Below are 14,407 nucleotides of genomic sequence, written 5' to 3' on the forward strand. Positions count from 1 at the left end.
TTCAGGCGCCGCGCAGGTAACGCTGATACAACAGCGCCATCAGCGCAGTCAGCATGGCCGGCAGCACCAGCGCCTGAAAATGCAGCGCCGCAAAGGCCAGCGCGCCCACACCGCCGCCACTGATGAATCCGCCAATCAATAAGGTAAACAGCAGCAGCTTGCGCCGGTCCAGCGTCTCTCCGCGCAGGCGCGCGCCCAGCATCAGGCCCAGGTCGGTAAACAGACCAGTTACGTGGGTAGTACGAATGATGGCGCCGCTGAAGGTGGTCACCATAGCGTTCTGCAGACCACAGGCGGCGGACGCCAGGTAGTGTCCTGTTACGCTGTTGTACTGCAGCGCCAGCATGGCCAGCAGCAAAAGCGCCGTTTCTACCAGCAAGGCGAGGCCATAGCGACGCCCCGGCTGGAGCGCGCTGCTGGTAATCAAAAAACCGCTGAATATCGCGCCCAGCACAAAGCTGAGCAACACCAGCAGCAGGTGCGTCACCGCGCCAATATTCAGTTGTGCCAGCCCCAAACCCAGCAGGGTCGAGGTACCGCTGAGGTGCGATACCGCCTGATGGCTGAAGCCCAGCAGACCAACGGCGTTGACGCTGCCCGCCGCAAAGGCCAGCGCAAAGGCGCCTCCTTCTACCCAAGGCGGCAATCTGGAAATCATTCACTCCCTCCCCCGCAAAGCCCCATCTTATGCCAGCCTCGCACTTGCCGGCGCTTTCTTTTGCCAACCGTCGCCAGACGTGGATATCTGGCGGCCACTGCGGTTAGAATCGCTGTTTTTCGCCAATCGACAGGATCATAAAAATGGGTCGCGCCTATCAAAACCGCAAAGAGTCCATGGCCAAGACGGCTGATGCCAAAACCAAGGTCTACAGCAAATACGCGCGTGAAATTTATGTCACCGCCAAGTCCGGTGGCTTTGACCCCGACGGCAACCTGGCCCTGCGCGGCCTGATTGACCGGGCCAAGAAGGATCAGGTACCCAGCCACGTGATCGACAAAGCCCTCGATAAAGCCAAGGGCGGCGGCGGTGAAGACTTTTCCAAAGCCCGTTACGAAGGCTTTGGACCCGGCAACTGCATGGTGATTGTCGACTGCCTGACCGACAACCCCAACCGCACCTTCGCCGATGTACGTAACTGCTTCACCAAGACCAAAAGCAAGATCGGTACTGAGGGCAGTGTCAGCCACATGTTCGATCATTGCGCGATCCTGGCATTCAAGGGCGATGATGAAGAAGCCACGCTGGAAGCCCTGATGATGGCCGACGTGGACGTCACCGACATTGAGAACGAAGACGGCCTGATCACCGTATTCACCCCCAGCACCGAGTACTTCAAGGCCAAGCAGGCGCTGACCGATGCCTTTGGTGAAGTGGACTTCGAAGTCGACCTGATTCAGTTCCTGCCGCAGACCACCACCGAGATCAGTGGTGACGACGTGGCCATGTTCGAGAAGTTTACCGACATGCTCAACGAGCTGGACGACGTTCAGAACATCTACCACAACGCCGAGTTCTGAGTTGCCGGGCGCTGCCCTGCAGCGCCCGGATCTGCGGGCAAGCGGGTCGCACGCCAGCCAAGCGCTAGGCCTGCGCCCGCAACCACACCAGCAAGCCCATCACCATCAGCGACATCAGCAGCAACGCCCCGCTCTTCAACCCGCTGTTTCCCGGTGCAGCCTTGGCCACCCCTTCCTGTTGCGCCTTGAGCGCGGCAAAGTCCAGCTGCGTGCCGGTCAAGGTCGGGCCGCTGTAGACGCACACATCGTGTGCGCCAGCGCCGAGCGCCAACTCGCGAAACACTCTGTCTTCCACCTGCGTGAGACCGCCTTCCAGCTTTTCCAACGGATGCATGATCAACCGCGGCGATGCGCTCAGACGCCGTGCGCCAAGCCGCTTTCGCAGCACAGCCTGCAGGTATTTTTCTGCCAGGCTGAAGTCTGCAATCAGCATTCTTGGATGATCGAAAGGATTGACCACCTGCAACCCGACGCTGGGCGCCATGGTCTGGGCCTCGCGGCCGACGGCAATTACCTTTTTTCCGCCTCTGGCATCGGTTTGCAGCGCCAAGACGGGCACGTCATCCCATTGTTCTGCGCTGGCGGCATCGGTAAGGCGCACGCGCTTACTGCTTATCTGCAGGTAGAGAGTGGGCGCGAGCTTGCTCTGCAACTGCCTTAGCATCCGTTCGGTCCTGTTGAGCATAGGGTCATCATTGGTCGGCTGCGCCGCGACTTTTTAGCGGTTCCGCTTCTGCCTTTTCCAGCTGTTTGCGTTGCTCACGCAATTGCTCAAGTTGCTCTTTCAGGCGCTGCTTCTGCTCGCCGTCGGCCTCCTTGGCCCGCAGTTCCAGCTCCTGCGCTTGCTCGGACAGCTCGGCCTTGCGCTGCTGCAACTGGTGCGCCAGCTCAGCCTTGTCGAACAACACTTTTTCGGCGACCTTCTCCGGCTCGGCAGCAGGCCGGGTAGCGGGTCGGCGCGAAGGCTCGGGCACAAAGCTGTAATCTGCCGGTACCGGGCGCTGGTTCATGATAGTGGCCGACATGATTTCGATACCGGCGCCGTGCAGCTGATCCAGAATCGCCTTGTGCAGATTGGAGCGCGCGGTGATAAGACCCTTGGCCTCGGGCAGCACGCCCGACACCCGGTAGGTGATGGCGAAGTTGCCCAACTCGAGTATCTGCACAAAGGCGTCGTCCAGCTTGCTGCCGCGTGCGGCGTTTATCAGCAGCGGCTCCACCTGCGCGTGGCTCACGTCATAACCCAGCGACAGCGACGCCGACACCAGCGCGCCGGCACTGCGCAGCGCCGAGACCGGATTAGTGGTCAGATAGGTGTTCGGCAAGGCGATAAGCTCACCGGTTTCCGATTGTATCTCGGTATCGAACAGGCCCCGCTCGGCGACGCGGCCAAAGTGCGCGCCCACCGAAATGAAGTCGCCAATGACAAAGGGCTTGGTAATGCGCAGCAGAATTCCAGCCGCCAGATTGGCGAAGATGTTGCTGGAGGAGAAGGCGAACACCCCTGAGATGAGCAAGCCGAGCAAGGCGATGATCTGATTGCGCGAGCCCTCGCTGACCGGCAGCGCAAGAATCACCGCCACCATACCGGCAAGCGTCAGGCCCAGCATGACCAACTGACGCGAGAACAGCTTTTCGTTGCCCAGGCCAGCGTGGCGGCGGATCAGCATATAGTGCGCACACCAGAGCACCAACCCCACCACCAGCAGTGTTTCCAGCAGCGGAATCACGCTGGCAAAGGCGCTGAACACATCCTGAAAAATACCCACTATGACTCCATTATCCGTTTGCGGTGTCTGCCACCCTGGCGTGTCCAGGATAGAACTTCAGCGCGTCTGCGCGCCGATACTGCTGGAATACTGCCACTTCCCAGGGTCTGATGGCCAATATCATGCTCACCCCGAAGCGCTGCTCCAGTGGCAAAGCCAGGTCTTCCTGGTGGCTGTGACGGAACTCCAGCGCCAGCCGCCGCAGCTTCTGCTGCATGGCTTCGTTGCTGCGTGGCGACAACATGCCGTTGAGAAACAGGCGTAGTTCGCCCGGCCGATTGAAGTGGCACTGAAAGAAGTCGGCCTGCACCTGCGACTCGAAAAAGCGCTGGATGGGGCCGTTCTTCTGCCAGTTGAAATCATGGGTGATCAGCGGCTTGATGCGGTTGCCCGGCAATAGCTCGATCAAGCCCATGCGATCAAGCCGGGCCAGTTTGCTGATGGCTTCAGGCTCGCTCAGGGCGTAATTTTCCAGCATCTGCGCCAGACTCCAGCGGTTCAGCGCGCAGATGGCGACCAGCAGCAGCTTGCTGTCGGACACCAGCTCCTGCTCCTGTTCGACGGCCAGCGCATCAATGCGCATCTCGTGCTCCAGGCGGCGCACCAGGTCGCTGATCTCGACCCCCAACAAGGCACACACGCGATCCAGGCGCTGCAAGGAAAACTGCCGCTCGGCGAACAGCCGCTTCACGCTGGCCTCCGACAACGCCAGCGCCTGCGCCACCTGCAGGTAAGTCACGCCCTGCTCCTTCAGCAGCTTCTTCAACACATCAACAATTGCCGTGGTCTGCGCCATACCCACCCTGCCCCTCCCGCAAAAAGTATCACTCAGTAATACCCATGGAGCCCGCGAATGCAACTTTTGCGTTTTCCCTCGCCAGCCGGTAGCGAATACCGCAGATTGCGCTGCAACGGCGCTCGCGCCGCAACATCAAACACTGCGAGGTAAACACAATGGAAAACGAGATCAACAGCAACTCCAGCGGCTGGATATTCTTCGTCAAGGTGTCCTTTGCCGTGGCCCTGTTGGCCACCGGCGCCGGAGTGATGTTCTCCCCGACCGATCTGCTGGTTAAAGGCTATATGGCGGTGTGCGCGCTCTTTCTGGTGAGCACCACCATCACCCTGTCCAAGACGCTGCGCGACGAACACGAGGGCAAGCGCATCTACAACCGCATTTCCGACGCCCGTGCCCAACAACTGCTGAAAGAATATACGGAGTAATCACCATGACGATCTGGCGAAAAGTCGGCACTCTGTTCCGTGCCAGCGCGCAAGAACCTTTAGAGCATCTGGTCGATGCCAACGCCCTGCGCATCATGGAGCAGGAGCTACGCGATACCGAACAGGCCATGTTGCGCGCCAAACGCGAGCTGGCCTGCCTGATGGCCACCGGCAAGGAACTGCAGCGCAGCAATCAGCAACTGGGCGAAGAGCTGGCCCAGCGCGAAGAACAGGCCAGTCAGGCACTGGAGAAAGGCGAAGCGGGCCTGGCCTACGAACTCGCCGAGTGGATAGCCGCGCACGAAAACCAGCTGCAGCAGCAGCGCCAGCACGCCGAGCACCTGGCACGTCAGGAAGCCAATCTGCGCCAGCACCTGCGCGACGCCGCGCGCAGTCACCAGCAGTACCGCCGCGAATGGCAACTGGCCCGGGCCAACCGCAACGCCGAACAGGTGCTGCGCAATCTTGGCGGTCATACCCAGGGGCTGCACGCCCAGCTGGGCGACCTGGCCAGCTCGCTGGAGCGCATTCGCCAGCAGCAACACCGCTTCAGCGATGTCGATAGCGCCATGCGCGAATTGCAGCACGAAGACGACGGTAGCGCCCTGGATCAACGGCTGCAGCGGGCCGGTATCAGAAGCGGCGCGAGCGACGCCAGTCAGGTACTGGCCAGACTGCGCAGCCGGCAGCGCACACCGGGATAGCGCCGGCGACTGGGCGGGGCTGTTCGTGCGCTGAGCCAGGCCGGCCGCTGCGCAGTCTGCAACCAAACAGCTATGCTGTAGTCCATCGGTGGCAGGTTTCCATCGCCTGCCTGCAACCCGCCCAGAGGACCGCATGCCCAGCAATCGTCAGCAACTCTTTCTCACCGGCTCGATTCCGCGCGCTCTACTGACGCTGGCCGTGCCGATCATGCTCGCCAACATCCTGCAGTCGGGCTACCAGTTGACCGACGCCTTCTGGGTCGGGCGACTGGGCGCCGATGCTGTGGCAGCGGTGTCCATCAGCATGCCGGTGACCTTTCTGGTGATCGCCATGGGCTCGGGGCTGGCAATGGCTGGCGCCACCCTGACCGCACAATACATGGGTGCCGGGCGCCCCGACCTGGTCAACCATGTGGCGGCGCAGACCATGCTGATGGTCACCATCACCTCGATTGTGCTGGGCGCCATCGGCTTTGCGCTGGCCCCGCATCTGCTGCGTCTGCTGGGGGTGACCGAAGCTGTCTATACCGGTGCGCTGGGCTTCATGCGGGTGTCGTTCATCGGCGTGATCTTCGTGTTCATCTACATCATGTTCCAGTCGCTGATGCGTGGCGTGGGTCAGACCAGAGTGCCGCTGCTGATCGTGCTCGGCACGGTGATTCTCAACTTCGGCCTGGACCCGCTTTTCATCTTTGGCTGGGGCCCGCTAGCGGGCCATGGCGTGATGGGCGCAGCGATGGCGACGCTGACCACCCAGGCGATTGCGGCCGGCATCGGGCTGATCATCTTTCTGCGCGGGCGCCATGGCATTCAATTGGCCTGGCGCGGCCTGAAACCGGACCTGACCTACATTCGCAAGGCGTTTTTTCTGGGTTTTCCCGGTTCGGTCGAGCTCTCCACCCGCGGCCTGGGCCTGATGGTCATGTCGTTTCTGGTTGCCAGCTTCGGCACCCTGACCATTGCCGCCTACGGCATCGGCTCGAATATTCTGCAGGTCATCACCATTCCGGCCATGGGCCTGTCGATGGCGGTTTCTACCCTGGTGGGCCAGAACATGGGCGCCGGCAATGTACAGCGCGCCAGCAAGATCACCCAACTGGCGGCGCTCTATGCCTTCATCGGCCTGAGCCTGGTGGGGCTGCTGGTGTATGCAATAGCGCCACAGATTGTTGCCTTCTTTGTACCGGGCGATGCCGGAGTGATCAGTACCGGCGCGCGCTTCATCCGCATCATGGCGTTGGCCTGGGGCGGTATTGGCATCCAGCTGTGCGTGGTGGCAGCATTCCGCGCTTCGGGCAATATGGTAAGCGCCATGGTGATTGCTCTGGTCGCGCAGTGGATGCTGCAGTTTCCGCTGGCCTACGTGCTGTCCAAGCACAGCTCCCTGGGCGCCGAGGGCATCTGGTGGTCCTTTCCGGTGACCAACATTCTGGTTGCGCTGATTGCCCTGTGCTGGTTCGCTCGCGGCGGCTGGAAAAAAACCCGGTTGACCGAAGACGAGCGCCAGACGGTGAAGGTAACCGAAGAGGCACTCAGCGAAGAGGGCTACCGTTGAGCCAGGTCATCTATTTGCAAGCTGGCTTGTTTAGACTGCGCTGATGAAACAGACAGCGGCCAAACCCGACCCTATCTTCACATCGGCACGCAAGCAGGTGCGCAAGGCACTCAAGGCGCTGCCGGCCGGCGCCACGCCCGGCGATGAAGACATTCACGCCATCCGGGTATGCAGTAAAAAGCTGCGCGCTCTGCTGCAACTGTATCGCCCGGGTTGCGCCAAGGCAGACATCAAGCAGGTGGAGCAGCGCCTAAAGCGCCTGGCGGCCTCCTATGCCGGACTGCGCGACGCCCACGTGCAGGAGAAGACCCTGGCGCGGCTGATTACTCGCCTGCCGCCCCAGGGGCAGAGCGAGATTCAGCCGCTGTTTGCGCACCTTGCTGCAGCGGCCAGCAAGGCCGGCCACCAGGTCGCCCCCGAAGATCCGCATCAGGGCTTTGCCGAAATACTCGCCGACTGGCAAGCCAACCTGAAACTCAAGCATCGCAAGGACCCTGGCAAGGGGCTCGACTACACCTACAGGCGCGCCCGCAGCCTGGCACTGGAAGCTCACGAGAGCGGTGAAGACGAGATCTATCACCAGTGCCGCAAGTGGAGTAAGTACTATCTCTACCAGGCCCAACTGTTGTGCGACCGCAAGATCGCCAAAGCCAGTATTGAGCTGCTCAAGCAGTTGGGCGAGCAACTTGGCCAGTTCCAGGATCACTGCGTGCTGGAAGACAGTCTGCAGGGTGAAGCAGCACAGGTGCCCGAACTGAGCACCAGCGTGACGCAGGTGCTGGCCGTACTCGAAGAGCAGAAACAGGCGGACAAGGAACAGGTGCGCAGGTTGTTTGAGCAGCTGTACCAACAGCCCCACGTGCCGCTGAGCTGCAAATAGCGAGGGCAGCTGGGGCCGATTACAGATTCTGCTTTTCCCAGCGCCAACTATGCTGTGCAATACCCCTCCCGGATAACAGCAGGAGCAACACAATGGATTGGCGCGGCAGAAAGCAGAGCAGCAATGTGGAAGATCGCCGTGGCCAGGACGTGCAACGCGCCAGCGGCGGTGGTGCGGCGTTGCTGCTGGTGCGTTTTCTGCCGATGATGCTGCGCAGCAAGACCGGCCGCGTCGTGCTGATTCTGGGCGTGCTGGTCTTTTTTGGCGCCAGGCTGCTGGGCGTCGACCTGCTGCCCATGCTGCTCGGAGGCGGTAGCCAGAGCGTGAGTCAGAGCCAACGCGAATTCAGCCCGCAAGAGCAGGAGTTGGCACAGTTCGTCGCGGTGGTGCTGGCCGATACCGAAACCACCTGGCACCAGTTGTTCAGCGCGGCAGGGCAGACTTATGAAGAGCCACGGCTGGTACTGTTTTCCAACCGGGTGAACTCGGCCTGCGGCACTGCCAGCTCGGCGGTCGGCCCCTTCTACTGCCCCGGCGACAATCAGGTATATCTCGATCTGTCATTCTTCAACGACATGCGTCAGCAGCTTGGCGCGCCCGGCGATTTTGCCCAGGCCTACGTGATAGCCCACGAGGTGGGTCATCATGTACAGAACCTGCTGGGTATCAGCCAGCAGGTGCGCCAGGCCGGCGCGGGCAAGTCGCCAGCGACAGTAAACGCGCTGTCGGTAAAACAGGAACTGCAAGCCGATTGCTTTGCCGGCGTCTGGGGCCACCACGCCAACAATCAGCGGCAGCTGCTGGATCCGGATGATCTGGAAGAAGCACTCACCGCGGCCTCGGCCATTGGCGACGATCGCCTGCAGCGTCAGGCCGGGCAGGACGTGGTGCCCGACAGCTTTACCCACGGCAGCTCGGCGCAGCGCGTGCGCTGGTTCAAGCGCGGCTTCGAATCTGGGCAGGTAGCCGATTGCGACACCTTTTCGGCCACGGCCAATTAGCCTTCAGGACCGCTGCGGCACGCCCCACCAGCGGTCCCAACGGGCGTTGACCCAAAGCGACAGGCCAATCACCAGCGAGCCGGCGGCCAGACGCGCCAGATCGGCATCGTGGTTCCAGATCAGCAGGTTGACCACCAGCCCTGCGGGTACCAGGGCGTTGTTCATCACCCCCAGGGTGCCGGCATCCACCTGCGCGGCGCCGCGATTCCAGAAAAAGAACCCCAGCCCCGACGCCACCAGTCCCAACCAGCCCAACACGCCCCATTGCACGCTGGTGTGCGGCAGGCGCGCATGATCGCCCAGCAGTAACCAGGCCGGCAGCACTACCATGAAAGCGCCAATGAAAAACAGACCAAAGCCCTGCCATTGCGCCCGCGCCGGCAACTGATAACGACGCACCATATGGGCGTAACCCACCTGCCCGGCGGCGAAGGTGAGATTGGCCAGCTGCATGATCAGAAAACCGCGTACAAAGCTGTCGCTCAGACCGTCGTAGCGGATGATGCCGGCGCCCAACACGGCGATGCTGGCGGCCACCAGCGGCCCCAGGCTGAAACGCCGGCGAATCAGGTTGTCGACCAGGGCGATATGCAGCGGTGTGAAGATGGTGAACAGCAGCACTTCAGGTACCGAGATGTACTCGAAGGAGAGATAAAGGCAAATATAGGTCACCCCGAACTGCAGCGCCCCCACCAGCAACAAGCCGCCAATCATCGGCCGCGGCAGGGCGCTCAGCCGCAACAGCGGCAGAAACAGCAGACTGGCGAGCGCCGTGCGCGTGAGCACGGCAAAGTAGCTGTCGACCTGACCGGCCAGATATTCGCCTATCAGACTGAACGACAGCGCCCACAACAGGGTGACGGCAACAAGAAATGGCATATTGGCTCGCTATAAAAGGCGCGAGTATAACGACAACCGCCCCATCACTCACCTGAACCCTGGCTGATTCGATAAAGTACTCTGGCAGTCAGACTATTTGCGCGCTAAATTAACCCTTGAGACTTATCTGCAGCCCAACAGGATCACCCATGCCCGATCACGACCTCTGCCCGGAACTCATGCTGGACAACCAGTTGTGCTTTGCCCTGCACTCCACTTCGCTGCTGATGACCAAGGTTTACAAGCCGCTGTTGAAAGAACTCTCGCTGACCTATCCGCAGTATCTTGCCATGCTGGTGCTCTGGGAAAGTGACGGTATTACTGTCGGGGAGATCAGCAAGCGTCTGCTCACCGATCCGGGCTCGCTTACCCCCCTACTGAAGCGCCTGGAAGCCGAGGGCCTGCTCAAACGTCAGCGCAGCAAGCACGACGAGCGCGTGGTGGAGCTGCACCTCAGCGCGGCGGGCAAAGCGCTCAAACAACGCGCCAGAGCGGTGCCCCGCTGCATAGTCACCGCAGCCGATCAGTCCCTGGAGGAACTGGTAAGCCTGCGCGATCAATTGCTCAAGCTTCGCCGTTCGCTGCAACACAGCCTGGCCACAGAGGTAGCCGACTGACCCTGCTTCGCCGGCCAGGTCGCACTGACATTCTGACGGCAATGGCAAGAAAAGACATTTTTACCTTGCGCGCTAAACAAATAGCGCGTAGATTCCGCATTTAGTTGGCGCGCAATATATTTGCGCAAATATTAAATGCATTACAGGAGTCATATCATGTCGATTGAAAATGTTGTTTATCGCGCCTATGCAGAGGCTACCGGCGGCCGGGACGGTCGTGCCATTTCTTCCGATGGCGTGCTGGATGTAGAGCTGACTACACCCAGAGAGCTGGGCGGCGCTGGCGGCAAAGGCAGCAATCCGGAACAGCTGTTCGCGGCTGGCTACTCCGCCTGCTTTATCGGAGCAATGAAGTTTGTTGCCGGTCGCGACAAGTTGCCCATGCCGGAAGATGCATCAATCGAAGGTGTGGTGGGTATCGGTCAGATCCCCAACGGTTTTGGTATTGAAGTGGAACTGCGCATCAGCCTGCCGGGGATGGACGACGCTCAGGCGCAACAGCTGATCGACAGCGCGCACCAGGTCTGCCCCTACTCCAACGCCACACGCGGCAATATCGACGTCACCCTGACTCGAGTCTGACCCGCCTGCCACCACCGGGCCCCGTCTCATCCAATGAGACGGGGCCCGGTGATTTCATGTTCTCGAAAAAGTAAATGTCTTCGTCGGCGTTACAGACAAGGTGGCAGGGCCAGGCCTGGCAGGCTCAAAGCCACACCGGCCAGGGCTGCAATCAGATAGGCTGCGGCAGCTACCCGCGCGACAAACCGGCCATTACCATTGGTATCGCCTGCAGAGGGGGCTGCCCGCCAACAGCGTCTGGCGCACCAGAGCAGGAACGCCGCGAGCAGACAGCCCAACAGCAGTATCGCCACATTGGGCCAGCCTGGAGCACTTTGCTGATGCGCCGGCGGTGCAAACTCACAGACCAGCGCCAGCCCACCATAGAGAAAAACGAACCAGCCACTCCATACCATGAGTCCCAATACCAGTTGCGCCGGATGCAAGGGTGATAGCAATGACATCAGCCCGCTCCCCACAGCATCGGCAGCAACATGAAGGCGGCAAAGCTGATCCAGTACGCGCCCAGGGTGTAGGTCCAGAAAGGCTGCACCACAACCGGCTCGTAAGGCAGGCGCAAGCTGACGTAGCCTATCCTTACCCGCAGCGCCTGCAAGGCCGTGAAGATAGTGGCCAGGCCGCCATGCAGCAGCAGGTAATAGAGCATCACCGTAAGTACTGCGTCGTGGGCCAGCTCGCCCGGGTTGAGCTCAGCGGAGTACAGCGTCCAGACCAGCAGCAGAAAATGCAGCAGGCCCAGCGTGGCCGCCAACCACAACAGCCATTGCAACTGCGCATCGCGACCCTCCCGCAGCTGCGCGACCGCACGGCGATACACCACTACGGCAACGCATAGCAGGCCTCCACTTAGCAGCAATGGCAGTAGCGCGATGGGCGCCTGCTCCGGCACCTGCCACTGCGGCGCTGCTGTCCACAGATAGAACCAACCGAACAGCAGCGACACATAGAGAGTGCCGTTGGCCATCAGACTCACCACCATGCCCCACAGACCTGGCCCGTCGAAGGTACGCGAATGCAAGGGCGGATCGACCGGGTCGTCATCGCGCAGAGGCGCGGCAACCGGATGCCCACCATTGTGCCAGCCCCAACGCAGCGCAAAGAAGAGCACGCCAAGGGTGGCAATCAGCGCCAGGTCGTAGACCTTGAGTAACAGGCTGATACAGACCACGGCAATTACCGCCGCCGTCTGCAAGGGCAGCCAGGAGTTGGTAGGCAGATGGATGATCTCCCGCACCTCAGCGGTGATGGCGTCGGAGCCAAAGATATCCCGACGCTCATACATGACTTCACCCAGACCATGCTCACCCTGCTCAATGGTTTTTGGCAGGTCGGGACAGTCCCACATGGGGTGCCGGGTGTGTATGTGCGGCAGACTGGCAAAGTTGTAGGCACTCGCCGGCATGGGCGTAGCCCACTCCAGAGTGTCGGCATCCCAGGGATTGCATTCGGCCTTGCGACCGAAACGGAAATGCAGGGCGATATCTATAATCACCACCGCCACCCCGATAGACATAACGAAGCCACCGATCGACGACAGCAGATTGAGCCAGCCCCAGCCCATCTCGGCATCATAGGTGTAGATGCGCCGCGGCATACCCAGCAGACCGGTCAAATGCATCAACAGAAAGGTCATGTTGAAGCCGCCAAAGAACAACCAGAATCCCCAGCGCCCGAGGCGGTCGGAGGGCATGCGTCCGGACACGTGGGGCAGCCAGTAATAAAAGCCGGCGACCAAGGGAAACAGCATGCCGCCCACCAGGACGTAATGCATGTGGGCTACCACAAAGTGAGTATCGTGCACCTGCCAGTTGAAGGGCACCAGCGCCAGCATCACACCGGTCAGGCCGCCGGCCACAAAGACCACCAGAAAACCGACAATCCATAGCATCGGCAGGCGAAAAACCACCTTGCCGGTCCACAGCGTCGCCAGCCAGGCAAATATCTGAATACCGGTAGGAATCGCCACCAGCATGCTGGCCACTGAAAAGAACGCCAGCGCGAGCTGAGGAATACCCACGGTAAACATATGGTGTACCCAGAGTCCAAAACTGATGAACCCCATCACGATGATCGCCAGCACTATCCAGCGATAACCGATCAGTGGACGCTGGGCGAATACCGGAATCAGCGTGGAGACAATGCCCGCCGCCGGCAGGAAGATGATGTACACCTCGGGATGACCGAACAGCCAGAACAGATGTTGCCACAGCAAGGGATCGCCACCGCCGGCCACCTCGAAGAACACCCACCCCGCGGCACGTTCCAGCTCCAACAGGATGCTGCCGAGGATCAACGGCGGGAAGCCGAACACGATCATCAGTGACATGGCCAGAATGTACCAGCAGAAGATCGGCATCTTGCTCAGGGCCATGCCGTGGGCGCGGGTACGCAGAATCGACACCACCAGTTCGACGCCAGCAGAAATCGCCGAGATTTCGACAAAGGTAATGCCCAGCAACCAGAAGTCCGGCCCCTTGCCAGGCGAATAGGTGGCGTTGCTCAGCGGGGTATACATGAACCAGCCGGCTGCCGGTGCAATCTGTAATACCAGGCTCGACAGTATGATCAGCCCGCCAAACAGGTAACAGTAATAGCCCAGTGCGCTGAGGCGCGGAAACACCAGATCCCGGGTGCCGATCATCTTGGGGATCAGATACATGGCTGCGCCTTCCAGCACCGGAATGGCAAACAGGAACATCATCACGGTGCCGTGCATGGTGAACAGCTGGTTGTAGAGATCAGCGCCGATGATGTCTTGCTCGGGGAGCGCCAACTGGGTGCGCACCAGCATCGCAAGCAAACCGCCGACCAGAAAGAAGCCGAGGCCGGTAATCAGAAAACGCAGCCCCACGGTGGTGTGGTTGACCGCAGACGCGGCGCGCCAGCCGGGCTCGTTGCCCCAGACCCGCTCCAGTTCCTCGTGCAGCTGTTCGGCAGGCTGATTGGTACGCTCAGTCATTGGCTTGCCTCTGCTTCAGCCAGGCCTCGAAGGCCGCTGGTTCATGGGCTTCTACGGTAAAGTGCATATGCGCATGACCCTGGCCGCAGAACTCGCTGCAGCTGCCGTGGTAAATGCCAGGATGATCGGCTTCCAGGCGCAGGGTGTTGGTGCGGCCGGGGAACATGTCCATCTTGCCGCCCAGGCGCGGCACCCAGAAGGAGTGCACCACATCGGCGCTGGTCAACTGCAAATCGACTGGCACGCCCGCTGGGATATGCACTTCATCACGCAGCACGATATCGCTGCCCGGATAACTGATCTCCCACCACCATTGATGCGCGGTAATCTCGATTTGCAGAGGTTCGCCGGTCGCCAGCGGCAGTGCCAGCATGCGCTGCCCCAACGCAATACCAACAATCAACAGCGCGGTGATACTGAGGATCGGCAACACCAGGCCGCCACCGACTATCCAGCGATTCTGACTGCGTTGGGCCTGGCGATCGCTCACCTCGCCCGGGTCACGCCGGATGGCGTACAGCCAGAGCAGCACCACCACCACCAACACCAGTGTGAAAAAGCCGAACATGCCCCACCAGAGCCAGGCACTGGCCTGCGCGCTGGGTCCGGCCGGCTGCAGAGCCGACATGGGGCCTTCGCAACCTGCCAGTAAAAGTAGGGGGATGCCACGCAACCAGCCGGCTGCTAACCTGTCAAACACCTGACTGCTCCCACCCGTG

Annotated in this window: 16 protein-coding genes; 8 read left to right on the plus strand and 8 right to left on the minus strand. The window is 60.9% G+C overall.

Annotated elements, in window-relative coordinates; all coding sequences use genetic code 11:
* Position 1: 1 nt before the first annotated feature.
* Positions 2-658, minus strand: a complete 657-nt coding sequence (locus V7756_RS07875; RefSeq protein WP_335609604.1) for a YoaK family protein — start codon at positions 656-658, stop codon at positions 2-4.
* Positions 659-801: 143 nt separating this feature from the next.
* On the opposite strand from V7756_RS07875, the gene V7756_RS07880 reads away from it, so the two are divergent.
* A complete protein-coding gene (locus V7756_RS07880) occupies positions 802-1,518 on the plus strand; it encodes a YebC/PmpR family DNA-binding transcriptional regulator (protein WP_335609605.1) in 717 nt (238 codons plus the stop codon).
* 64 nt (positions 1,519-1,582) lie between these two features.
* On the opposite strand, the gene V7756_RS07885 is transcribed toward V7756_RS07880, so the two are convergent.
* From V7756_RS07885 to V7756_RS07895, 3 genes are read right to left on the minus strand one after another with little or no spacing between them, the layout of a single operon-like run.
* A complete protein-coding gene (locus V7756_RS07885; protein WP_335609606.1) occupies positions 1,583-2,203 on the minus strand; it encodes a rod shape-determining protein in 621 nt (206 codons plus the stop codon).
* Between the two features lie 7 nt (positions 2,204-2,210).
* The gene (locus V7756_RS07890; RefSeq protein WP_335609607.1) at positions 2,211-3,287 is read right to left on the minus strand and encodes a mechanosensitive ion channel domain-containing protein; all 1,077 of its coding nucleotides are present in this window, start codon (positions 3,285-3,287) and stop codon (positions 2,211-2,213) included.
* Positions 3,288-3,297: 10 nt separating this feature from the next.
* Positions 3,298-4,083 (minus strand): helix-turn-helix domain-containing protein, encoded by a 786-nt coding sequence (locus V7756_RS07895; RefSeq protein WP_335609672.1) that lies wholly within the window; start codon positions 4,081-4,083, stop codon positions 3,298-3,300.
* Positions 4,084-4,241: 158 nt separating this feature from the next.
* On the opposite strand from V7756_RS07895, the gene V7756_RS07900 reads away from it, so the two are divergent.
* The 5 genes from V7756_RS07900 (at position 4,242) to ypfJ (ending at position 8,651) form a co-directional block, all read left to right on the plus strand.
* Complete coding sequence (locus V7756_RS07900; protein ID WP_335609608.1) at positions 4,242-4,511, plus strand: YiaA/YiaB family inner membrane protein; 270 nt, start codon at positions 4,242-4,244, stop codon at positions 4,509-4,511.
* 5 nt (positions 4,512-4,516) lie between these two features.
* Positions 4,517-5,215, plus strand: coding sequence for a PspA/IM30 family protein (locus tag V7756_RS07905; protein WP_335609609.1), 699 nt, complete (start codon positions 4,517-4,519; stop codon positions 5,213-5,215).
* Positions 5,216-5,348: 133 nt separating this feature from the next.
* On the plus strand, positions 5,349-6,770 hold the full coding sequence (locus V7756_RS07910) for an MATE family efflux transporter (RefSeq protein ID WP_335609610.1): 1,422 nt from the start codon (positions 5,349-5,351) through the stop codon (positions 6,768-6,770).
* Between the two features lie 43 nt (positions 6,771-6,813).
* On the plus strand, positions 6,814-7,650 hold the full coding sequence (locus V7756_RS07915; protein ID WP_335609611.1) for a CHAD domain-containing protein: 837 nt from the start codon (positions 6,814-6,816) through the stop codon (positions 7,648-7,650).
* Between the two features lie 92 nt (positions 7,651-7,742).
* Positions 7,743-8,651 carry a KPN_02809 family neutral zinc metallopeptidase gene (gene ypfJ / locus V7756_RS07920; RefSeq protein ID WP_335609612.1) on the plus strand — a complete coding sequence of 303 codons (909 nt, stop codon included), beginning with the start codon at positions 7,743-7,745 and terminating at the stop codon, positions 8,649-8,651.
* 3 nt (positions 8,652-8,654) lie between these two features.
* Here ypfJ and V7756_RS07925 read toward each other — a convergent pair whose 3' ends face one another.
* Positions 8,655-9,530, minus strand: a complete 876-nt coding sequence (locus V7756_RS07925) for an EamA family transporter (RefSeq protein ID WP_335609613.1) — start codon at positions 9,528-9,530, stop codon at positions 8,655-8,657.
* Positions 9,531-9,679: 149 nt separating this feature from the next.
* Between V7756_RS07925 and V7756_RS07930 the strand changes: the two genes are divergently transcribed.
* Together V7756_RS07930 and V7756_RS07935 are read left to right on the plus strand one after the other, a co-directional pair.
* On the plus strand, positions 9,680-10,147 hold the full coding sequence (locus V7756_RS07930; protein ID WP_335609614.1) for a MarR family winged helix-turn-helix transcriptional regulator: 468 nt from the start codon (positions 9,680-9,682) through the stop codon (positions 10,145-10,147).
* A gap of 156 nt (positions 10,148-10,303) precedes the next feature.
* Positions 10,304-10,729, plus strand: a complete 426-nt coding sequence (locus tag V7756_RS07935; RefSeq protein WP_335609615.1) for an organic hydroperoxide resistance protein — start codon at positions 10,304-10,306, stop codon at positions 10,727-10,729.
* Positions 10,730-10,818: 89 nt separating this feature from the next.
* On the opposite strand, the gene V7756_RS07940 is transcribed toward V7756_RS07935, so the two are convergent.
* The 3 genes from V7756_RS07940 to coxB are packed head-to-tail and all read right to left on the minus strand — an operon-like array spanning position 10,819 to position 14,316.
* Positions 10,819-11,172: a hypothetical protein gene (locus tag V7756_RS07940; RefSeq protein WP_335609616.1), complete on the minus strand. Its 354-nt coding sequence runs from the start codon at positions 11,170-11,172 to the stop codon at positions 10,819-10,821.
* A complete protein-coding gene (gene ctaD, locus V7756_RS07945) occupies positions 11,172-13,688 on the minus strand; it encodes a cytochrome c oxidase subunit I (protein ID WP_335609617.1) in 2,517 nt (838 codons plus the stop codon). The genes V7756_RS07940 and ctaD overlap by 1 nt, the downstream gene beginning before the upstream one ends.
* The gene (gene coxB, locus V7756_RS07950; RefSeq protein WP_335609618.1) at positions 13,681-14,316 is read right to left on the minus strand and encodes a cytochrome c oxidase subunit II; all 636 of its coding nucleotides are present in this window, start codon (positions 14,314-14,316) and stop codon (positions 13,681-13,683) included. The genes ctaD and coxB overlap by 8 nt, the downstream gene beginning before the upstream one ends.
* Between the last annotated feature and the right edge of the window lie 91 nt (positions 14,317-14,407).

Origin of the sequence: Halopseudomonas sp. (assembly GCF_036961105.1) — a bacterium.
GTDB lineage: Bacteria > Pseudomonadota > Gammaproteobacteria > Pseudomonadales > Pseudomonadaceae > Halopseudomonas.